Here is a 20,078-nt window from a genome sequence, read left to right on the forward strand (position 1 = left end):
GTCAGCGGGCGGGGCGGGGCGCGGACCCGGCCGCGGCCGTCCAGTGGTAGAACCGCTCGGCCATCGCGTCCTGGGGCGAGCGCCAGTCCGACGCGTAGGCCTGGATGTAGGGCCGCAGGTCCTCGCTCACCGCGCGGAAGGCCGGCAGCGACTGGGCGATCCGCATGGCGTGCGGCGCGGGGCGGTCGAAGTCGATCAGGTGGACGTAGAGCCCCCGGAACCGGAACAGCGACCGCGCCTGCACGCCGATCTCGTGCGGCATGGAGGTCTCGTCATACCGGCCGAAGACGGCGGCGACGTCGTCGGCGTCCTCCGGGGCCATCCTCGCGATGATCATCGTCTGGTCCACGGGGGCCTCCAGCGGTCGCGCGGGGTGGGGATGCGCGGACGGGGCAACGCTAGGAGCGGGCCGGCACCGGGGGCATCGACCGCGGGGGGGAGATCGGGCCCGCGCCCGGGGGAGCGGGGACCCGCTCCCGGCGGACCCCAGACCCCCCTCCAGGTCGGCCCCCACCCCTACCCGGGTATGAACCCTGGACGGAATCGCCGTGCTCGCGACCGGCCTTGTGGCGGGTCGGCCGGGCGAGGGCCACACTTCGTCCGGTCCCACCAGAGAAGATGGCGAGGCTGCGACGGCCGCCGCACCGGACGGGAGCTGACGCTCATGGTCGGCGGACCGGGTACACGCGGCTCTGCGGAGACCGGACGCGAGGGTGGCCCCCGGGTGGGCGTCCTCGTGTGCGACGACCACGACGTGCTGCGCCGCGGCCTGCGCACGGTCCTCGCCCGGGCGCCCGGCCTCGTCGTCGTCGCCGAGGCGGCCGGTGCCGACGAGGCCCTCGCTCTTGCGAGCCGGCTGCGCCCCGACGTCGTCCTGGTCGGTCTCGGCGCCCGCGGCCCGGTGGTGCAGCGGCTGGTGGGCGCGCTCTCGGCCCTGGGCATCCGGGTGGTCCTGCTCGGCGAGGCCGGCCCGGCCAGCGGCGACTTCGTCGAGGCGCTGCGGGCCGGGGCCCGCGGCTACATGTACACGACGGTCAGCCCGGAGCGGCTGATCGAGGGCGTGCGGGCGGTGGCCAACGGCGCGACCGTCCTCGACGGGGCCGTCACCGGCGAGCTGCTGCACCGGCTCGAGGGGGCCGGCTCGGGGGCGGCCCTGCCGAGCTCGAGCCCGCTGACGGCGCGGCAGTGGGCGGTGGCGGAGCTGGTGGCGGAGGGGCTGTCCAACGCCGAGATCGCCGAGCGGCTGCAGCTGAGCCGGGCGACGGTCAAGGCACACATCACGGTGGCCCTGCGCCGGTTGGGGCTGCGGGACCGTACCCAGCTCGCCATCCATGTCCACCACATGACGCAGGGTGATTACGGTAGCGAAGAGTCAGTGGGTGACCGCGGACAGTGAGGCACGTCCGAGACTCCGGTCCGTGACCCTCCCGTTCCTGTGTGCTCGTTGTGACTTCGCTGGACATCGGGGTTCGGTCCTGCGCTACCTTCGCGCCGGCAGTCGTCTCCGTGCCCAGAGGTGCCGGAACCGTCGAGTTCGCGCTCCGCGCGAGCCGGCCCTATGCGTGATCCGGCTCCGGCCGGTCGTCAGTCCCTGCAGGGGGTTGCCGCATGAGTCAGAACGACAACGGGGTCAGGACAGGTCAGCTGCGGTCGTCCTCGGAGCGGCAGGACGTGCGGGTTCCGGGCGGTGCGGGGCCACCCCGCGTGCGCGGGCCGGTCCGGCCCGGGGGGATCCGGCCGCCGACGGCGCTGCTCGGCGTGGTCCTCTGCGAGGACCACGAGGTCTTCCGCCTGGGTCTCCGGGTGGTCCTGGAGGCGCAGCCCGACATCGCGGTGGTCGCGGAGACCGCGCAGCTCCCCGAGGCGGTGGCCGCGGCGGCGGGCGGCGGGACGGCGGTCGTCGTCGTCCGCCAGGGGCTCATCGGCGAGGCCACCCGCCCGCTGCTGCGGGAGCTGTGCCGGTGCGGGCCGGCGGTCCTCGTGCTGGCCGAGCCGGGCGAGGACGCCGAGGTGGACCTGGTGGAGGTGCTGCAGGCCGGGGTCCGCGGTTACCTCCCGCGCCGGTCGGCGGCCCACCGGCTGGTCGAGGCGGTGCGGGCCCTGGCCCGGCACGAGGCCGCGCTCGACCCGGAGGCCACCGGCCAGCTCGTCCGCCGCCTGACGGCGATGCCGGACCGGGCCGACGCGTGCCCGCTGGACCGGCTCACGGAGCGGCAGCGCGAGGTGACCGCGCTGGTGGCGCGCGGTCTGAGCAACGAGGAGATCGCGGGCCGGCTCTTCGTCAGCCTGGCGACCGTCAAGAGCCACCTGACCGCGTCGATGCGGCGGCTGGGGGTCCGGACCCGCACGCAGCTGGCGATCCTGGTGACCCGGGAGGGGTCGACCGTGGCGTGAGGCGCCGCGCCGCACCGCCCCCGGCGGGGACGGTGCGGCGCAGTCTCAGCGCTGCGCGGCGACCAGCTCGCCGTCCGGCACGGCGGCGGTGCGGCGCTCGAGGGCCGAGCCCTCGATGTCCACGTCGGGCAGCGCGCGGTCCAGCCAGCGGGGCAGGTACCAGGCGCGGCGGCCGAGCAGCGTCATGACCGCGGGCACGATCGCCATCCGGACGACGAACGCGTCGACCAGCACACCGAACGCCAGCGCGAAGCCGATGCTCTTCACCGTCGCGTCGTCGCCGAGGATGAAGCCGGCGAACACCGAACCCATGATCAGCGCGGCCGCGGTGACCACCCGGGCGCCGTGCCGGAAGCCGCCGATCACGGCCTCGGTCGGGGCGGCGCCGTGGACGTGCTCCTCGCGCATGCGGCTGACCAGGAACACCTCGTAGTCCATGGCCAGGCCGAACAGCAGCCCGATGAGCAGGATCGGCAGGAAGCTCAGCACCGGACCGGTCTGCTCGACGCCGATCAGCTCGGCCAGCCAGCCCCACTGGAACACCGCGACGAGGGCGCCGAAGGTGGCGGCCAGGCTGAGCAGGAAGCCCAGCACGGCCTTGATCGGCACCAGGATCGACCGGAAGGCCAGCATCAGCAGCAGGATCGCCAGGCCGACCACGACCAGCAGGAACACCGGCAGCGCGGCGCCGAGCTTCTCGGAGATGTCGATGCCCAGCGCGGTGTTGCCGGTGACCGCGAGCTCGGACCCGGTGTCGTCGGTCAGGCCCGGGCGCAGGTCGCGGATGTCGTGCACGAGCTGCTCGGTGCCGGCGTCCGCGGGCCCGGCGTCGGGGATGACGGCGAGGATCGCGGTGTCGCCCGCGTCGTTCGGCTGCGGCTGGGCGACCGTGGCCACGCCGTCCAGGTCGCCGACGGCCGCGGCGGTGGCGGCGAAGGCGGCCTCCGGGTCGGCGGCGTCGGTGGCGTCGACCAGCACGGTGAGCGGGCCGTTGAAGCCGGGACCGAACGCGCCGGCGAGCAGGTCGTAGGCCTGCCGCTGGGTCGTCTCGGTGCCCAGGTCGCCCTCGGTGGGCAGGCCCAGGCGCAGGTCCAGGGCGGGGAGGGCGACGACGCCGAGGCCGACGGCGCCGACCAGCAGGACGGGGAGCGGGCGGCGGGTGACCCAGCGCGCCCAGCGGGTGCCGGCGGAGTCCTTCGTGGCCAGCGCGGCCTGCCGGCGGCGCAGCCCCGGCACGGCCCAGCGGTCGAACCGGTCGCCGGCGAAGCCCAGCATGGCCGGCACGAGGGTCAGCGCGACGAGGACGGCGACGCCCACCATCCCGGCGGCGACCAGGCCCATCGTGGTGAGGAACGGGATGCCGACGACCGTCAGGCCGGCGAGGGCGATCATGACCGTCAGCCCGGCGAAGACCACCGCGCTGCCGGCCGTGCCGACCGCCCGGCCGGCGGACTCGCGGGCGTCGACCCCCGCGGCCAGCTGCTCCTTGTGCCGGATCGCGATGAACAGGGCGTAGTCGATGCCGACGGCCAGGCCGATCATCAGCCCCAGGGTCGGGGTGGTGCTGGTCAGGTCGACGACCGAGGACAGCGCCAGGACGCCGGCCATGCCCGCGCCGACGCCGATGATCGCGGTGAGCAGCGGCAGCCCGGCGGCGAGCAGGGAGCCGAAGGTGACGGCGAGGACGAGCATCGCCACCAGGACGCCGAGCGCCTCCGCCGCGCCCTGGGCCGCCACCGCCTGGGTGGCCTCGCCGCCGAACTCGACCTGCAGGCCGGCGTCCTCGGCGGCGTCGGCGACCGCGAGCAGTTCCTCGCGCGCGGTGTCGGTGATCTCGTCGATCTGCGCGTCGTAGCTGACCGTGGCGTAGGCGACCCGGCCGTCGGGCGAGACGCCCTGCCGCTCGAACGGGTCGGTGACCGCCGCGACCTGCTCGGCCGCGGCCGCCTCGGCGAGGGCCTGCTCGACCGCGGCGCGGTACGCCGGGTCGGTGATCGCCCCACCCTCGGGGGCGGCGAAGACCACGCGCGCCGAGGCGCCTGCCGCGCCGCTCTCGGGGAAGCGCTCGTCGAGGGTCTCCAGGGCGGTGACCGACTCGACGCCCGGGATGCTCAGCTGCGCGTCGGCGTCCTTGCCGAAGGCGCCGGCGAGGGCGCCGAGGCCGATGAGGGCGGCCACCCAGGCGAACAGGACGGTCTTGCGGCGATGGAAGGCCCAGCGTCCGAGACGGTGGAGGAAGACGGCCACGAGAAGGTGCTCCTGGAGCTCGGTGGATCAGAGGACGGGCGCGACGCGGCACCTAGCCGATCGGCAAGGAGACTACTAGCCGAACGGCTAGGGGGTGGGATGACTCGCGTCACGCCCTGGGCCGTCTACGCTGCGGCCGTGACCAGCACCGTCCCCGCGCGTTCCGGGCCCGCGTCGATGCCCGCCGCACGCTCGGCCGGCTCCCAGCGGGTCCTGGACGCAGCGCTGGAACTGTTCGCCGAGCACGGCTTCGACGGCACGAGCCTGCAGGACATCGCCGACCGCCTCGGCGTCACCAAGGCGGCGGTCTACTACCACTTCCACACGAAGGACGAGATCCTGCGGGCGCTCGTGCAGCCGGCGTTCGCGGAGCTCATGGCGATCGTGACGGAGGAGGAGCGCCGTCCGGCCCGCGCCGGCCGGGTGGTCGAGGTGGGCCGGTACGTGGACTACCTGCTTCGGCACCGCCGGGTGGCGGTCTGGCTGGCGCGCGATGCCGCGGCGATGACCCGCGCGGTCGTCACCGACCAGGCGACCGAGGTGCGCGAGCGGACCGAGGCGATGCTGGTCGGGTCCGAGGCGGACGGGCTGAGCCGGATCTGGGCGGCCGCGACGCTGCAGGCGCTGGCCGGAGGGCTGGTCGCCGCGCCGCCGGATGCCACGGACGCGTGGCTGCGCGAGGAGCTCACCGAGGTCGGCGCCCACCTGATCGCGGGCTACCGGAAGGCCGTGCGCCGCCGGGAGGGGTGACCGGTCACGCGGCCGCCGCCCCGAGGTCGGTGTCCGTGTTCCCGGTGTCGTTCTCGGCCGCGAGTCGGCGGGCGAGGTCGCGCTGGCCGAGCAGCGCCCAGACGACGAACTCGAGGTCCATCCGTTCGCCGTTCACGTGCAGGGCGTCGGGGAGCCGGTCGATCGGGTCGAGGGCGAGCAGCCGGCCGATGTCGGTCGGAGCCGGTGGGTGCTGATCGTTCGCCTGCGCGGCCGGCGGCGTTCCCGCGGAAGCGCTGGGCCGTCGTCCGCGGGCCTGGTCGATGGGGTGCACCCCGACGAAGGTGTCGGTGTCGGTGTAGTCGGGAAGGCCGGCCAGACCGGTGGTGAAGGCGGCGTCGGGGCGGCCCCAGATTCGGCGGCCGTCCGGGGTGAGGGCGATCAGGCCGTCGTGACGCAGGTGCAGCAGGAGGTCCTCGTCGTGCACGAGGGCGTGGTCGATATCGCAGAGCAGCACCATGTTGGTGATGTCGGTGGGGCCGCCGAACAGCCAGTGCCGGATGTGGTGGGCGTGCAGGCGTTCGGGGCGGGTCTCGGTGCAGCCGGGGCGGGCGCAGCCGCGGTCGCGGCGGTAGAGGGCGCGGCGCTGGGCGCGGGTGGCGAACCGGTGGGCGTGGCCGAGGGCCAGGGGGTGGTGGCCGTTGCTCAGCATGGTCAGGACGGTGGCCTCGCAGAGCATCCGGCGGACGGTGGCGGGGTGCAGCGCCGGCCCGCCCTCGATGTAGGCGGCGGTGTCGTCGGCGAGCACGGCGGCGTCGACGTGCACGACGACCTCGCGGCGTGGTGGGTCACCGGCGCGACGGTCGGCGTCGGCGGCCGCCGAGGCGAGCCGGCCCAGGGTGGCGCAGCGGCGGGCGGTGCTGCGGTCGCGGGCGGCGGCGACCTCGTCGATCTCCCGCCGCCGGGCGACCCGGAGCTTCTCCTGCTCGGTCGGCGGACCGGCGTCGGCGTCATCGGGCGGGGCGACCGTCGCTGCTGCTCCGTCAGCCCCCTCGGTCGCTGCGCGCTTCTCGGCAGCGCGTTCGCGACGGGCGTCACGTTCGACCAGGGACTCCACGCCGGCCAGGAACGCCGCACCCGTCTCGGCGTCCAGGCAGATGCGCAGGTGGAGATTGCCGGCCTCGTCCCAGTGGTGGTCGAAGCGCTGCTTGGCCGCCACCTCGCGGGGGTTGGGCTTCTCGTCCCGGCGCCATTCATGCACGACGGATTCCAGCTGGGCGGCGGTGAGCTCGTGCGCCAGCTCCAGCAGCACCGGCTCGGTGACCGGATCGGCGACCCGGGTGAGGGCCCGGACCTTGGAGTAGGTCAGCCGCCCGGCGGCGAACGCCGTCGCGGTCGCCGGCAGCTCGGCCAGCGCGCGGGCCACCCGTACGTGCTCGCGGGCGGTGCCGGTGGACAGTCCGCACTGCCAGGCCAGCCACTGGGCGCAGGAGCGGATGCCGTAGCCGCCCCAGCCCTCGCGGCGGTCGAACTCCGCGATCAGCGCCAGCCACGCCGCGGTCGCCGCGGCCAGCCGCACTGCCGCGGACGTGATCCGCTTCGCCAGCTCGTCCATCGGCAACTCCGTCGGTGCCATCGGCCCCTCCACCTCTCCGAACGTGTGTTCGAAGAATGCCGCAGCGGTCCGACAGTTCCTGCAGGTCCGCTGATCGGACGCGTTCCCGCGGGAACGACACGAACCAACGACGTTCCCGCGGGAACGCCGCGGGGTCAGCCCCGGCCGCGTCCCGTCGCGGCGGCGAGCTTGCGGACCAGGCCCATCGGCACGATCCGGCTGGCCACGTAGATGCCCTTGTAGACCGCGCCCGGGATGGACAGCACGCGACCGCGGGCCAGGTCGGCGAGGGCGTCGTCCACCACGCGATCGGCGTCGAACCACAGCCATGCCGGGCCGGGACGCTCCTGCCCCAGCCGCTCGTGGAACTCGGTGCGCGTGAACCCCGGGCACAGCGCCATGACCCGCACCCCGTGCTGCGCGGCGCTGCCGGCCAGGCTCTGGGAGAGCGTGGTGACGTAGGCCTTGCCGGCGCCGTAGACCGAGCCGCGGCCGGGCAGGAAGCCGGCGACGCTCGAGACGTTGACGATCGCCCCGGCGCCGCGCCGCTGCATCCCCGGCAGCGCCGCCCGGGTCAGGGCCAGCACCGCCCCCACGTTGACCTCGAGATTCGCCGTCAGCACCTCGGGCGGGGTGTCGACGAAGTCGCCGGGCGTCGCGTACCCGGCGTTGTTGATCAGCAGGTCGACCGGCGCGGCCTCGCCGGGGTCGGCCAGCCGCTGCTCGACCGCGCGGCGCCGGACGGGATCGGACAGGTCGGCCACGAGGACGTCGGCGCGCACGCCGCGGTCGGCGACCAGCCGGGCGGCGAGGGCGTCGAGGCGGCCGCGGTCACGGGCGACCAGCACGAGGTCGTACCCGTCGGCGGCGAGCCGCTCGGCGAAGGCGAGGCCGATGCCGGAGCTGGCCCCGGTCACCAGCGCGGTCGGACGGCTCGCGGTGTCGGAGGAGGCAGCCACGCGCGGAGGCTACCGGCGCCGGGTGCGCGACGCGGGGTGCTGACTACCCGGCCGGATCCGGGTAGGCAGCGGTCATGGGCGATGTGCGAGGCAGCTGCGACGACAGGTTCACCGGCGTCCGGAAGGCGCTCGAGGATCACCTCGACGGCGACGAGCTGGGAGCGTCGGTCGCGGTCGACCTGGACGGCGAGACCGTCGTCGACCTGTGGGGCGGGTACCGGGACGCCGAGCGGACGACGCCGTGGACGCAGGACACGATCGTCAACGTCTGGTCGTCGACCAAGTGCGTGCTGTCGCTGGCCGCGCTGATGCTGGTCGACCGCGGCGAGCTGGACGTCGACGCCCCGGTGGGGGACTACTGGCCCGAGTTCTGCGCCAACGGCAAGAAGCACGTGCTGGTGCGGCACCTGCTCTCGCACACCTCCGGGGTGTCGGGCTGGGAGCAGCCGTTCTCGGTGCGGGACATGTACGACTGGCCGACGGCGACCGAGCGGCTGGCGGCGCAGCGGCCCTGGTGGGAGCCGGGGACGGCGTCGGGCTACCACGCGGCGAACCAGGGGTTCCTGGTCGGCGAGGTGATCCGGCGGATCACGGGCGTGACGTTCAAGCAGTTCGTGGCCGACGAGATCGCCGGGCCGCTGGGCGCGGACTTCCAGGTGGGCGCGCGGGAGGCGGACCGGGGCCGCATCGCCCCGGTGGTCGCGCCGCCGCCCTCCGAGCCGGTCGGCGCGGTCGACCCGGACTCGATCGCGGTGCGGACCTTCACGGCGCCGACGATGTCGGTGAAGGCGACGTCGTCCCCGGAGTGGCGGGCCGCGGACCTCGGCGCGCTGAACGGGCACTCGAACGCCCGCGGCGTGCTGGACGTGATGCGGGTGCTGCCGCTGGGCGGCACGGCGGGCGGCGTGCGGCTGCTGTCACCGGCCACGATCGAGACCGTGTTCCGGCAGCAGGCCGACGGCGTCGACCTGGTGCTGGAGGCGCCGTTCACCTGGGGGATCGGCTACTGCCTGGGCTCTCCGGTGGTCCCGTACGTGCCCGCCGGGCGGACCTGCTTCTGGGGTGGCTGGGGTGGCTCGATGGTCGTCCTGGACCTCGACCGTCGGCTCACGATCACCTACGTGATGAACGCGATGGCGCCCGGCATCCTCGGGTCCGCCCGCGCCGAGGCCTACATCCGGGGGGTGTACGCGGCGCTCGGCTGATCGTCCCCACCCGGCGCGCAGGAATCGCCGCCGGCCCGCGCTTCCCCGATCACACTCGCACTGCCGGGAGCCACCCCGGCGAGCTGGTCCTGACACGAGGGAAGGGGTCGTCATGGACCGCACGGGTGCATCCGTTCCGAGCGGCACCACCGAGGTGGACCGCGGCCACGAGGAGGGCCTGCGGGCCCACACGTGGGACATGGTCGCCGCCATCGCGGGCCTGCTGTTCATCGCGCTGTTCATCGCCATGCTGTTCACGCCGGACACGCCGTCCACCGACGACAGCGCGGAGGCCATCTCCGCGGCCATCGCCGACGACCGCTCCGGCCACCAGTGGGCGCTGCTGCTGGGTTTCCTGTCCGACGTCGCGTTCTTCTTCTTCCTGGCGGGTCTGTGGAGCAGGTTGCGCCGGGCGGAGGGACGGGCCGGCATGTTCTCCGGCCTGTTCGCGATCGCGGGCGCCGCGTTCGCCGCGACCGTCCTGGCGTCGGCGGGGTTCTACCTCGCCCTCGTGCAGGGGACGACCGACCTGGCGGCGGACTCCGAGGTGTTCTCCACGCTCGTCGTGCTGAACGACTGGGCCGGCGTCGGGGTCATCCCCGCCGCGGTGGCGCTCCTCCTCGCGGCGGCCGGCGCGATCACGAGCACCGACACCCTGCCGCACTGGCTGGGGTGGATCGCGGCGCTGGCCGCGCTGCTCCTGCTGCTCAGCCTCGGCGGCGTGTTCGAGGAGGACCTCGAGGAGGGCGCGGTGGCCATCGCGGGCTTCGCCGGGTTCGTCCTCATGCTCGTCTGGATCCTGGCGACCAGCGTGGTCCTGCTGATGCGGGCCGGACGTCCGGGGAGGAAGGGGCACGAGGCGACCGCCTGAGGGCGGCAACCGTCACCGGCGGCGGCCCAGGAGGTAGCCGAGGGCGACCCCCCAGGCGGTGAGCACGCCGCCGGCGGCGGTGCCGAGCAGGAACGAGCGCAGGTCGAGCGGGGCACCGGCAGGGGCGGCCCGGCCGGCGAAGACCTGCGCGGCCGAGGCGGACGTTCCCGCGGGAACGCCCGCCGGGGCCACGGCCGGCGCCGGCGCCCCGGCGCCCGTCAGCTCGGCGTCGACCGCCGTGAAGAACTGGCCGGCCATCCGCTTCGCGACGCCGGTGATCATCCGCTGGCCGACGCCCGCCACGGGACCGCCGACCACCGCGTCCGCCGACCAGGTCACCGTCGTCGTCCCGTCGTCGGCACCGGCCAGCGCGATCGTCACCGTCGCGCGCGCGTTCCCCGGCGCCCCGGCGCCCGACGCGTGCATCACGTAGGACGACGGCCGCTGCTGGTCGGTCAGCCGCACCACCCCGGCGTACGTGCCGCGCACCGCGCCGACCCCCACCGCCAGCGCCATCCGGTACTCGTCCGGTCCGGTCAGCTCCAGCGACGAGCACCCCGGGATCGTCCGCGCGAGCACCGCCGGATCGGTCAGCGCCGTCCACACCTGCTCCGGCGTCCCGTGCAGCACCGCCGCGCCGTCGAGGTTCACCCGCCGACCTCCGTCCTGCGGCCCGCGGCCGCCGTCCGCTCCGCCGAGGGCGAGCGCATCACGTCGTACAGCTCGGTCGGCGAGATCGGCATGGCCGAGATCCGCCGTCCCGTCGCGTCCTCGATCGCCGACGCGATCGCGGCCGACCCCGGGATGACCCCGGCCTCCCCGGCGCCCTTGATCCCCAGCGGGTTCAGCGGCGACGGCGTCGACTGGTGGTCGATGTCGATGTCGGGCACCTCCGACGCGAACGGCATCAGGAAGTCCATGAACGACGCGTTCTGCAGCTGACCGTCGGCGTCGTAGGCCATCCGCTCGTACAGCGCCCCGGCCACTCCCTGCGCGACCCCGCCGTGCACCTGGCCCTCGACGATCATCGGGTTCACCACGTTCCCGCAGTCGTGCACCACGGCATAGGTGACGACGTCGATCTCCCAGGTGGCCGGGTCGATCTCCACCACCGCCGCGTGCGCGCCCGAGGCGAACGTCGAGCGGATGGGCGAGAAGTAGTCGCGGTGCTCCAGGCCGGGGGCGTCCCCGACGGCGACGGGCGGCTGGTCGTCCGCGCCGGGTCGGGCGAACTGCGTCGCCTGCTTGGCCGCCTCGTCGAACGCGTACCGCAGCGGGTTGGACAGGACGGCGATCGTCCGCAGCGGGATCGAGGCGCCGGGGGTCCCGCGCACGCCCACGACCCCGTCCGCGATCTCCAGGTCGTCCGGCGAGGCCTCCAGTACCTCCGCGGCGATCCGCAGCGCCTTCTCCCGCACCCCCCGCGCGGCCAGCGCGATCGCGTTGCCGCTCATCACCGCGGCCCGCGAGGCGAACGTCCCGACCGCGTAGGGGAAGCGCCGGGTGTCGCCGGTGGTCACCTCGACGTCCTCCATCGGTACCCCCAGCTCGGAGGCGACGATCTGCGCGAACACCGTCTCGTGCCCCTGCCCCTGCGACGTCAGCCCCGTCGACACGAGCACCTTGCCGCTGCCCAGCACCTGCACGTGGCCGCCCTCGTATGGGCCGGGCCCGGTGCCCTCCACGTACATCGCCATCCCGGCGCCGAGCAGCTTGCCGCGGGACGCCGCCTCGGCCCGCCGGTCCTCCATCGCCTCCCAGCCCACGAGCGACGTCAGCCTGGACAGCAGCCCGGGGTAGTCGCCCGAGTCGTAGACCACCGGCCGGCCGTCCTGGAACGTCAGGTGGTGGTCGTAGGGGAACTGGTCGGGCCGGATCAGGTTCCGCCGCCGCACCTCGGCGCGGTCCAGGCCGAGGGCGTCGGCGATGCGGTCCATCGTCCGTTCCATCGCGAAGCAGCCCTGCGGCCGCCCCGCCCCGCGGTACGGGGTGACGATCACCGTGTTCGTGTAGACGCTCTCCACGACCACCCGGTACACGGGGATCACGTACGGCCCGACCAGCTGGGTCGCCGTCACGATCGGGACGATGATCCCGTAGGGCGTGTACGCGCCGTTGTCGTGCCAGGCGTGGACGTCGAGCGCGGCGATCCGCCCGTCGTCATCGAACCCGACGGTGATCTCCTGCCGCTGCTGGCGCTCGTGGGCGCTGCCGATGAAGTGCTCGCGCCGGTCCTCGGTCCACTTCACCTCGTGCCCGAGCGCGATGGCGGCCATCGGCACGAGCAGCTCCTCCGGCCACGGGTGCACGATCTTCACGCCGAAGCCGCCGCCGACGTCCGGGGCGATCACCTCCACGCGCTCCAGCGACAGCTCCAGCTTCGCCGCGATCGCCGCCCGCACCGACGTCGACGCCTGCGTGCTCGAGTAGACCCGCAGCGAGGAGTCCGCCGGGTCCCAGCGCGCGTGCACGCCCTTGCCCTCCAGCGGCATGCACGCGCTGCGCTCGACGTACTGGGTGAAGGAGAGGGTCCGCGCGGCGCCGGCCAGCGCTTCCTCGACGTCGCCGGTCTCCTGGTGGTGCCGCGCCGCGACGTTGTCCGGGATCTCCGCGTGCACCGCGTGCTCGGCCGCGCGGGCGGCGTCCACCCCGACGACGACCGGCAGCTCCTCGTAGGTGACGACGATCCGCTCGGCGGCGTCCTCGGCGAGGTACCGGTCGGTGGCGACCACCATGACCACCGGCTCGCCGACGTGGTTCACCTCGCCGTTGGCCAGCGGGTAGCCCGTGCGCGGCGCGTGCAGCTGCGGATGGGGGATGAGCACCGGCAGCGGCTCGGCCATCGGGCCGGTGAGGTCCTCGTAGGTGTAGATCGCGACCAGACCCTCGACGTCCAGCGCCGGCTCGACGTCGACGTCGGTGATCCGGGCGTGGGCGTAGGGGCTGCGCACGAAGGCGGCGGCCAGCGCCTGCGCGCCGATGTCGTCGAGGTACCGCCCCCGGCCGGTGACGAGCCGGGCGTCCTCGCGGCGCCGGACCGGCTCCCCGAAGAGCTTCGTGGTCACCGGGGCCCCTGCTCGTGCAATGGTGCGGAATTGCCCAGGGGCAATTCCGCACCATTGCGTCGCATGGTGTCGGCGGCGTGCCGGACGGCCTTCTTGATGTTCGCGTAGCCCGTGCACCGGCAGAGGTTGCCGCCGACCAGCTCGTCGACCTCCTCCTCGGTGATCTCGGTGGACAGGTTCCGCGCCTCGAGCCCCGCCGCGATCGTCACCAGGAACCCCGGCGTGCAGAACCCGCACTGCAGCGCGTGGCACTCCCGGAACGCCTCCTGGACCGGGTGCAGCACCTGCCCGCCGTCGTCGTCCGCGCGCGCGAGTCCCTCGACCGTGGTCACCGCCGCGCCGTCCACCTGCACGGCGAGCACCAGGCACGACCGCACGGGCGTGCCGTCGACCAGCACCGTGCACGCCCCGCAGACCCCGTGCTCGCAGCCCACGTGCGTGCCGGTCAGCCCGAGGTCGTGCCGCAGCGCGTCCGACAGCAGCCGGCGCACCGGCACCCGTGCTCCACGTGGAACACCGTTGACGGTGACGGTGATCGACCGCTCGGTGTCGATCGGCGTCATGCGGCCGCCTCGGCCGCCGCCGACGCCAGCGCGCGCTCCGTCAGCACCCCGACGAGCAGCCGCCGGTAGTCGGCGCTGGCGTGCAGGTCGCCGTCCGGATCGACCAGCGTCCGGGCCAGGTCCGCGGCCGCTGCCCAGTCCGCCGACGCCGCCGGCTGCCCGGAGACCGCCTCCGTCAGGTCGTGCACCTCCGGCACCGGCCCGACCGACAGGTAGGCGGCGCGCACGGTCTCGACGAGGCCGTCGGCGTCGAGCGTGACGACGACGCCCGCGCCGCACACCGCGTAGTCGCCCCTGCGCCGCGAGACCTCCACGAACGCCGTCCCCGACCGCGCGGGGAGCGCGGGGAAGAACGCGTCGACGACGACCGCCGCCCCGTGCACCGAGGTCTCCAGCGGCCCGACGAACAGCTCCCGCCAGCCGATCGTCGAGCGCCCGGCCGGCGTCGCCACCGTCACCGACCCGCCGGTCAGCGCGAGCACCGCGGTCATCTCGCCGGAGGGGTCGGCGTGCGCGATCGAGCCGACCGTCGTCCCCCGGTTGCGGATCGCCGGGTGCGCGACGTACGCCGTCGCCCGCGCCAGCAGCGGCTGCACGGTCCGCGCCGCGGGGTTCCCGAGGAGCTCCGCGTGCCGTACCAGCGCCCCCACCCGCACGCCGTCCCCGGTCACCTCGACCGCGTCGAGGCCGGGCACCCGGTTGAGGTCGACCAGGGTGGTCGGCGCCGCCAGCCGCATCGACAGCAGCGGGATCAACGACTGGCCACCGGCGAGCACCTTCGCGCCGTCCCCCTCCGCGGCGAGGACGTCGAGGGCCTCGCCGAGGGAGCCGGGGTCGGCGTACCGGAAGGGGGCGGGCTTCACCTCCCGCGTGTCCCCTTCGACGGGGCGGCGCCGCCGGTCGCGCCGGGGCGGCCCACCTCGTCCACCGACGAGGGGTCGGGCGCGAGTTCCTCCCCGGCGACGTGCCCGAACGTGCTGCCGGCCGCGGGGTGCGCCCCCTCCCGGGCCAGTGCGGCCTTCATGTCCGCGGGGGCGACCGCGCGGGCCAGGTGCCAGCCGAGCACCGCGACGAGCGTGCCGAGCGCGATGCCGCCCAGCGAGTAGTCCTCGTCGAACTTCAGCAGCGGGACGTCGGTGCCGCGGCTGTTGCCGATGGCGATGATGATCCCGGCCGCGAGCGGCACCAGGTTGATCGGATTGGCGAAGTCGACCCGGTTCTCCTTCCAGATCTTCGCTCCGAGCAGGCCGATCATCCCGTAGAGGACCACCGTGATCCCGCCCAGGACGCCGCCCGGGGTGGCGTAGATGAGCGCACCGAACTTGGGGATCAGGCCGAGCAGGATCGCCACGGCCGCGGCGACGAAGTACGCAGCCGTCGAGTACACCCGGGTGGCCGCCATGACGCCGATGTTCTCGGCGTAGGTCGTGGTGGGGGAGCCGCCCACGGAGGTGGCCACGACGGTCGCGATGCCGTCGGCCGCCACGGCACGCCCCAGGACCGGGTCGAGGTCCCGCTTCGTCATCTCCCCGACCGCCTTCACGTGGCCGGCGTTCTCCGCGACCAGGGCGATGACCGCCGGGAGCACGAGCAGGCTGAAGTTCACCGAGAAGTGCGGCGTCGTGAACTCGGGCAGCCCGAACCAGTCGGCGTCGCCGACCGCGTCCAGGTTCACCCGGTCACGGGTCACCTCCGCGCCCGTGCCGTCGGGTGAGGTGATCGCACCGCTCGTGGCGTCCAGCAGCAGCGAGAGGAGGAAGCCGAAGACGAGCCCCAGCAGGATCGCGATGCGGCCGAGGAACCCCGGCAGGGCCAGCGACGCCACGATGACGAAGGTCATCGTGGCCAGGGCCACCCACTGGTCCTGCACCCAGTAGGTCTGCGTCGCGACCGAGGCCAGGTTGAAGCCGATCAGCATGACGACGGCGCCGGTCACGGCCGGCGGGAGCACCTTGTTGATCGTCCGGACGCCGAGGTAGTGGATCAGCACGCCGACGAGGGCCAGCACCACACCGGAGACGAGGATCGCGCCGACGACGTCGCTGCTGTCGCCGCCGGCCCCGCGGACGGCACCCACGCCGCCGACGAACGAGGCGCTGGTGCCCAGGTAGCTCGGCACCTTCCCCTGCACGATGAGCAGGAAGATGATCGTCGCGATCCCGCTCATCATGATCGCGAGGTTGGCGTCCAGACCCATGATCACGGGGAAGACGAACGTGGCGCCGAACATGGCGACGACGTGCTGCGCCCCGATGCCGGCGGTCCTCGGCCACGACAGGCGTTCGTCCGGGGCCACCGCCTCGCCCAGTGGCGGGGTCTTGCCGTCTCCGTAGAGCTTCCAGCCGAACGCCATCGATGGGCTCCTCGTGCTCGGGGAGCGTCCATCTGACACCCGGGGGGCGGGCCGCGGAAGTGGCTCTGTGCGAAGTAGTCGTTACCGTGATGTCTCGTGAGCCCCCCGCCCGGCGCCGGTGTCCGGCACGTGGCGCTGCGCAGCGGCGTCTACGCCGACTCGGTGCGGTTGATGCAGGTCAGCCGGGACGTCGGCGCGCGCGACGGCGTCACCGCGGTGCTCGTCGCCATGGCGACCCCGCTCAACCTCGACCTGGCCGCGGGCATGGGCCTGGCCCCCGCGGAGCCGGCGTCGCCCGAGCAGCTGCTGGTCGCGATCTCGGCCGACGACGACGCCGCGCTGGCCGGCGCCGTCGCCGCGGTCGAGACGGCCCTCGCCGAGCGGCAGCGGAGCACCGCCTCCGCGCAGGCGGTGCCCGCGCGGACCATCGGCGCCGGCCTCGACGCGCTGCCGGGCGACGGGCCCGCGCTGGCGATCGTCAGCGTCCCCGGCCCGTACGCCGTCGCCGAGGCCGCAGACGCGATCGCCGCCGGGCGCAGCGTCCTCCTCTTCTCCGACGGCGTGCCGGTCGAGCACGAGGTCGCGCTCAAGCGCGCCGCGCGCGCCGCCGGCGTCCTCGTCATGGGGCCCGACTGCGGCACGGCCATCGTGTCCGGGCTCGCGCTCGGCTTCGCCAACGCCGTCCGCCGCGGGCCGGTGGGGATCGTGGCGGCGAGCGGCACCGGCGCCCAGCAGGTCTCCTGCCTGCTGGACGCGGCGGGGGTCGGCGTCTCGCACGTCCTGGGCGTCGGCGGTCGCGACCTCACCGCCGCCGTGGGCGGGCCGGCCACCCTCGACGCGCTCGCCGCGCTGGACGACGACCCGGCCACCGAGGCGATCCTCGTCGTCTCCAAGCCGCCGGCGCCCGCGGTCGCGCTGGAGGTGGCGCGCGCGGCGGCGGGGCTGCGCACCCCGGTGCGCCAGGCCGCCCTGGGTCCGGACGCGCCCGACCTCACCGCCGCCGTCGAGGCGCTGCTCGGCGACCTCGGCGTCGCGGTGCCCGACTGGCCGTCGCGGCCCGGCGCGGGGGAGGCCGCGCTGCCCGGCGCCGTGCTCAAGGGGCTCTACTCCGGGGGCACGCTGGCCGACGAGGCGATGCTGCTGGCCGGCCCGGTGCTCGGCGACGTCCGCTCCAACACCCCGCTGCGCCCGGAACTCGGGATCGGGACCGACCTTGCCGCCCCCGGGCACCTCGTCCTCGACCTCGGCGACGACGCCCTGACCGTGGGGCGGGCGCACCCGATGATCGACCCGACGCTGCGGCTGGAGGCAATCGCCGCGCTGGCCGCGTCGGGGGAGCCCGCGGTGCTGCTGCTCGACGTCGTCCTCGGGTTCGGCGCCGACCCCGACCCGGCCGCGGCGCTGGTCCCCGCACTCGCCGCGGCCCGCGCCCGGACGACGCTGCCGGCGGTGGTCGCGCTGGTCGGCACCGAGGCCGATCCGCAGGGCTGGAGCCGGCAGGCCGACGCGCTCGCCGCGGCCGGCGCATCGGTCTTCGCCTCGAACGCGCAGGCCACCCGGCACGCGCTCGGCCTGCTGGGAGGCGCCGCGTGACGCTGCGGGACCTGCTCGCCGGGCCGCCGACGGTCGTCGCGGCCGGGGTCGACGTCTTCTCCGCCGCGCTGCGCGCCCAGGGCGCCGACGTGCACGACGTCGACTGGCGCCCGCCCGGCTTCGGCGATCCGGCCGACCTCGCCGCCCTGGCCCTGGACCCGCGCCGCCCCGCGGCCAACCGGACGGCGGTCGAGCGGCTGCTCGCCGCCGGCTCCGTGCTCACCGACGTCCGGCCGGCGAAGGAGGTGCTCGGCGTGCCCGGGCGGACCCTGCTGCACGCCGGCCCGCCGATCGCGTGGGCCGACGCCTCCGGCCCGCTGCGCGGCGCGCTGATCGGCGCCTGCCTCTTCGAGGGCTGGGCCTCGTCGGTGGAGGAGGCCCAGCTCCGCCTGGCGAGCGGGTTCGTGCACCTGGAGCCGTGCCACGCGCACCGCACCGTGGGGCCGATGGCCGGCGTCACCTCGCCGTCCATGTGGCTGTGGTGCCTGGAGGACCCCGTGCAGGGCGGGCGGGCCTTCTGCAACCTCAACGAGGGCCTCGGCAAGGTGCTGCGGATGGGCGCCTTCGGCGAGGACGTGCTCACCTGGCTGGCCTGGATGCGGGACGTCCTCGGTCCCGTGCTGCAGGCCGCGGTGCGGTCGATGCACGAGCCGATGGACGTCAAGGCCGTCCTCGCGCAGATGCTGCAGATGGGCGACGAGGGGCACAACCGCAACCGCGCCGGCTCGCTGATGGCCCTGCGCGAGCTCTCCCCGGCGATCGTGGGGCTGGCCGAGTCGTCCGGCCGCGCCTCCGGCGAGCTGGCGGAGGTGCTGCGCTTCATCGGCGGCAACGAGCACTTCTTCCTCAATCTCGGCATGCCGACGGCGAAGCTCGCGACGGACGCCGCCCGCGACGTCCCCGGCTCCACGCTGGTGACGGTCATGAGCCGCAACGGCACGGAGTTCGGGATCCAGACCTCGGGCACCGGCGACCGCTGGTTCACCGGGCCCGCGCAGACGCCGGTCGGGCTCTTCCTCGGCGACTTCGGCCCCGAGGACGCCAACCCCGACATCGGCGACTCCGCGATCATGGAGACCTACGGCGTCGGCGGGTTCGCGATGGCCGCGGCGCCGGCGATCGTCCGGTTCGTCGGCGGCACGGTGCCCGACGCCCTCGCCACGACCGAGCGGATGTATCAGCTGACGCTCGCGGAGAACCCGGCGATGGCCATCCCGATCCTGGGGTTCCGGGGCGCGCCGACCGGCATCGACGTCGTCTCCGTGGCGCGGACCGGCTGGCTGCCGCAGATCAACACCGGCATGGCCGGCCGGGTCGCCGGCACCGGGCAGGTCGGGGCCGGGCTGGTGCAGCCCCCGCGGGAGTGCTTCGAGCAGGCGCTGGCCGCCCTGGCCCGCGGGGCCCGCGCTAGCTGACCCGCAGCGCGAGGATCGCGACGTCGTCGTCGTGGCGGTCGCCCAGGCCGGCCAGCAGGTCGTCGCACACCTCGTCCAGCGACCGGCCGGCCGAGCGCCGCAGCCGGTCCAGCAGCGCCGCGAGGCCCGCGTCCAGCGAGGTGTCGCGCCGCTCGACCAGGCCGTCGGTGTAGAGCACCAGCGTGTCGCGCGGGGTCAGCCGCAGCTCGTGGTCCACGCGCCCGCCGGACTCGTCCACGCCGAGCAGTCGGTCCACCGGGCGCTCGAGCAGGGCGGCCCTGCCCTCGGCGGCGAGCAGCGCGGGCGGCGGATGACCGGCGTTGGACCAGCACAGCCGCACGGAGCCGTCCGGGCCGCGCTCGTCGAGCGTCGCGACGGTGATGGTCACCAGCGCGCCGACGCCGAGGTCGAGCAGCGCGCGGTCGAGGGCGGTGAGGACGGCGGCGGGGGATCCCACCACCGACTGCGCCAGCCCGCGCAGCAGGCCGCGCGCCTGGGCCATCGTCGCGGCGGCGCGCGCATCGTGCCCGGCGACGTCGCCGATGACCACCATCGTCGTCCCGTCGGGCACCGCGAACGCGTCGTACCAGTCGCCGCCGATGTGCGCGCCGATCGTCGCGGGCCGGTAGCGGGCCGCGGTCGAGACCCGCGAGAGCTGCGGCGGGTCGGTGAGCAGGCTGCGCTGCAGCGTCTCGGCCAGGTCGAGGGCCGCGCGGTCACGGGCCTGGGCCGCGGCCATGCCGACCACCTGCCGCTCCCGGCGCTGCCGGATGCTGCAGGCCGCGAGCGCCGCGACGCCGCCGGCCGTGACGCCGATCAGCCGGGCGGTCTGGGCGACGGTGGTCTCCGCCGTGTACTGCCGGTCGTAGATGCCGAGCAGGGCGGCCGCGGCGACCGCGAGCAGCCCGTAGACGACGGTCGCCCCCCGGCCCAGGAGGACGGCGGCGACCATCGGGGTGATCGCCACGAGGCTGATGACCACCTGGTCGGGCCCGATCGCCAGGTCCGTGGCGACGATCGCGGTCAGTGCGCCCAGCGGCAGGGCGTGGCTGCGGACGGCGCTCCGGTGGGGCACCACGGGAGGGTAGTT

17 protein-coding genes are annotated in these 20,078 nt (G+C 74.9%); 7 read left to right on the forward strand and 10 right to left on the reverse strand.

The window, feature by feature from the left end:
• Nucleotide 1: 1 nt before the first annotated feature.
• Entirely contained in the window at nt 2–349 is a 348-nt protein-coding gene (locus tag BMY88_RS21420) for a TcmI family type II polyketide cyclase (RefSeq protein WP_091948762.1), read from the reverse strand.
• A gap of 375 nt (nt 350–724) precedes the next feature.
• On the opposite strand from BMY88_RS21420, the gene BMY88_RS21425 reads away from it, so the two are divergent.
• Together BMY88_RS21425 and BMY88_RS21430 are read left to right on the forward strand one after the other, a co-directional pair.
• Nucleotides 725–1,396: a LuxR C-terminal-related transcriptional regulator gene (locus BMY88_RS21425; RefSeq protein WP_244524838.1), complete on the forward strand. Its 672-nt coding sequence runs from the start codon at nt 725–727 to the stop codon at nt 1,394–1,396.
• Between the two features lie 308 nt (nt 1,397–1,704).
• Nucleotides 1,705–2,394: a response regulator transcription factor gene (locus tag BMY88_RS21430; RefSeq protein WP_244524839.1), complete on the forward strand. Its 690-nt coding sequence runs from the start codon at nt 1,705–1,707 to the stop codon at nt 2,392–2,394.
• A 45-nt stretch (nt 2,395–2,439) separates the two neighbouring features.
• Here the strand turns inward: BMY88_RS21430 and BMY88_RS21435 are convergent, their stop codons facing one another.
• Complete coding sequence (locus BMY88_RS21435; RefSeq protein ID WP_091948771.1) at nt 2,440–4,641, reverse strand: MMPL family transporter; 2,202 nt, start codon at nt 4,639–4,641, stop codon at nt 2,440–2,442.
• Nucleotides 4,642–4,779: 138 nt separating this feature from the next.
• Here BMY88_RS21435 and BMY88_RS21440 point away from each other — a divergent pair, with 138 nt between their 5' ends.
• On the forward strand, nt 4,780–5,391 hold the full coding sequence (locus BMY88_RS21440) for a TetR/AcrR family transcriptional regulator (protein ID WP_211435769.1): 612 nt from the start codon (nt 4,780–4,782) through the stop codon (nt 5,389–5,391).
• Between the two features lie 4 nt (nt 5,392–5,395).
• Here BMY88_RS21440 and BMY88_RS21445 read toward each other — a convergent pair whose 3' ends face one another.
• Together BMY88_RS21445 and BMY88_RS21450 are read right to left on the reverse strand one after the other, a co-directional pair.
• Nucleotides 5,396–6,985: an HNH endonuclease signature motif containing protein gene (locus BMY88_RS21445; RefSeq protein ID WP_091948775.1), complete on the reverse strand. Its 1,590-nt coding sequence runs from the start codon at nt 6,983–6,985 to the stop codon at nt 5,396–5,398.
• 134 nt (nt 6,986–7,119) lie between these two features.
• Nucleotides 7,120–7,923, reverse strand: coding sequence for an SDR family NAD(P)-dependent oxidoreductase (locus tag BMY88_RS21450; RefSeq protein ID WP_091948779.1), 804 nt, complete (start codon nt 7,921–7,923; stop codon nt 7,120–7,122).
• 74 nt (nt 7,924–7,997) lie between these two features.
• Here BMY88_RS21450 and BMY88_RS21455 point away from each other — a divergent pair, with 74 nt between their 5' ends.
• On the forward strand, nt 7,998–9,128 hold the full coding sequence (locus BMY88_RS21455) for a serine hydrolase domain-containing protein (RefSeq protein ID WP_091948782.1): 1,131 nt from the start codon (nt 7,998–8,000) through the stop codon (nt 9,126–9,128).
• Between the two features lie 112 nt (nt 9,129–9,240).
• Entirely contained in the window at nt 9,241–9,999 is a 759-nt protein-coding gene (locus BMY88_RS21460; RefSeq protein WP_091948786.1) for a DUF4386 family protein, read from the forward strand.
• A gap of 12 nt (nt 10,000–10,011) precedes the next feature.
• Here the strand turns inward: BMY88_RS21460 and BMY88_RS21465 are convergent, their stop codons facing one another.
• Genes BMY88_RS21465 through BMY88_RS21485 form a run of 5 tightly spaced genes read right to left on the reverse strand, consistent with a single transcriptional unit; the run spans nt 10,012 to nt 15,980 of the window.
• Nucleotides 10,012–10,650 (reverse strand): SRPBCC family protein, encoded by a 639-nt coding sequence (locus BMY88_RS21465; protein ID WP_091948789.1) that lies wholly within the window; start codon nt 10,648–10,650, stop codon nt 10,012–10,014.
• Nucleotides 10,647–13,064, reverse strand: coding sequence for an aerobic carbon-monoxide dehydrogenase large subunit (gene cutA / locus BMY88_RS21470; RefSeq protein WP_091948792.1), 2,418 nt, complete (start codon nt 13,062–13,064; stop codon nt 10,647–10,649). Before cutA ends, BMY88_RS21465 begins: the two co-directional genes overlap by 4 nt.
• Nucleotides 13,061–13,627, reverse strand: coding sequence for a (2Fe-2S)-binding protein (locus BMY88_RS21475; RefSeq protein WP_091948845.1), 567 nt, complete (start codon nt 13,625–13,627; stop codon nt 13,061–13,063). Before BMY88_RS21475 ends, cutA begins: the two co-directional genes overlap by 4 nt.
• Nucleotides 13,624–14,490, reverse strand: a complete 867-nt coding sequence (locus BMY88_RS21480) for an FAD binding domain-containing protein (RefSeq protein WP_091948795.1) — start codon at nt 14,488–14,490, stop codon at nt 13,624–13,626. The genes BMY88_RS21475 and BMY88_RS21480 overlap by 4 nt, the downstream gene beginning before the upstream one ends.
• Nucleotides 14,487–15,980 carry a uracil-xanthine permease family protein gene (locus tag BMY88_RS21485; RefSeq protein ID WP_139220546.1) on the reverse strand — a complete coding sequence of 498 codons (1,494 nt, stop codon included), beginning with the start codon at nt 15,978–15,980 and terminating at the stop codon, nt 14,487–14,489. Before BMY88_RS21485 ends, BMY88_RS21480 begins: the two co-directional genes overlap by 4 nt.
• Nucleotides 15,981–16,076: 96 nt before the next feature.
• On the opposite strand from BMY88_RS21485, the gene BMY88_RS21490 reads away from it, so the two are divergent.
• Both BMY88_RS21490 and BMY88_RS21495 read left to right on the forward strand, forming a co-directional pair.
• Nucleotides 16,077–17,573, forward strand: coding sequence for an AllF/FdrA family protein (locus BMY88_RS21490; protein ID WP_244524840.1), 1,497 nt, complete (start codon nt 16,077–16,079; stop codon nt 17,571–17,573).
• A complete protein-coding gene (locus BMY88_RS21495) occupies nt 17,570–18,988 on the forward strand; it encodes a YlbE family protein (RefSeq protein ID WP_244524841.1) in 1,419 nt (472 codons plus the stop codon). The genes BMY88_RS21490 and BMY88_RS21495 overlap by 4 nt, the downstream gene beginning before the upstream one ends.
• On the opposite strand, the gene BMY88_RS21500 is transcribed toward BMY88_RS21495, so the two are convergent.
• Nucleotides 18,981–20,063 (reverse strand): PP2C family protein-serine/threonine phosphatase, encoded by a 1,083-nt coding sequence (locus tag BMY88_RS21500; protein ID WP_244524842.1) that lies wholly within the window; start codon nt 20,061–20,063, stop codon nt 18,981–18,983. The genes BMY88_RS21495 and BMY88_RS21500 overlap by 8 nt on opposite strands.
• Between the last annotated feature and the right edge of the window lie 15 nt (nt 20,064–20,078).

The organism is Trujillonella endophytica (assembly GCF_900110555.1).
Lineage (GTDB): Bacteria > Actinomycetota > Actinomycetes > Mycobacteriales > Geodermatophilaceae > Trujillonella > Trujillonella endophytica.

What these genes read in the sequence shown, in the direction of transcription:
- BMY88_RS21445 (WP_091948775.1), bottom strand. Translation starts at nt 6,985, where the DNA reads ATGGCACCGACGGAGTTGCCGATGGACGAGCTGGCGAAGCGGATCACG.
- BMY88_RS21455 (WP_091948782.1), top strand. Translation starts at nt 7,998, where the DNA reads ATGGGCGATGTGCGAGGCAGCTGCGACGACAGGTTCACCGGCGTCCGG.
- BMY88_RS21460 (WP_091948786.1), top strand. Translation starts at nt 9,241, where the DNA reads ATGGACCGCACGGGTGCATCCGTTCCGAGCGGCACCACCGAGGTGGAC.
- BMY88_RS21475 (WP_091948845.1), bottom strand. Translation starts at nt 13,627, where the DNA reads ATGACGCCGATCGACACCGAGCGGTCGATCACCGTCACCGTCAACGGT.
- BMY88_RS21485 (WP_139220546.1), bottom strand. Translation starts at nt 15,980, where the DNA reads ATGGCGTTCGGCTGGAAGCTCTACGGAGACGGCAAGACCCCGCCACTG.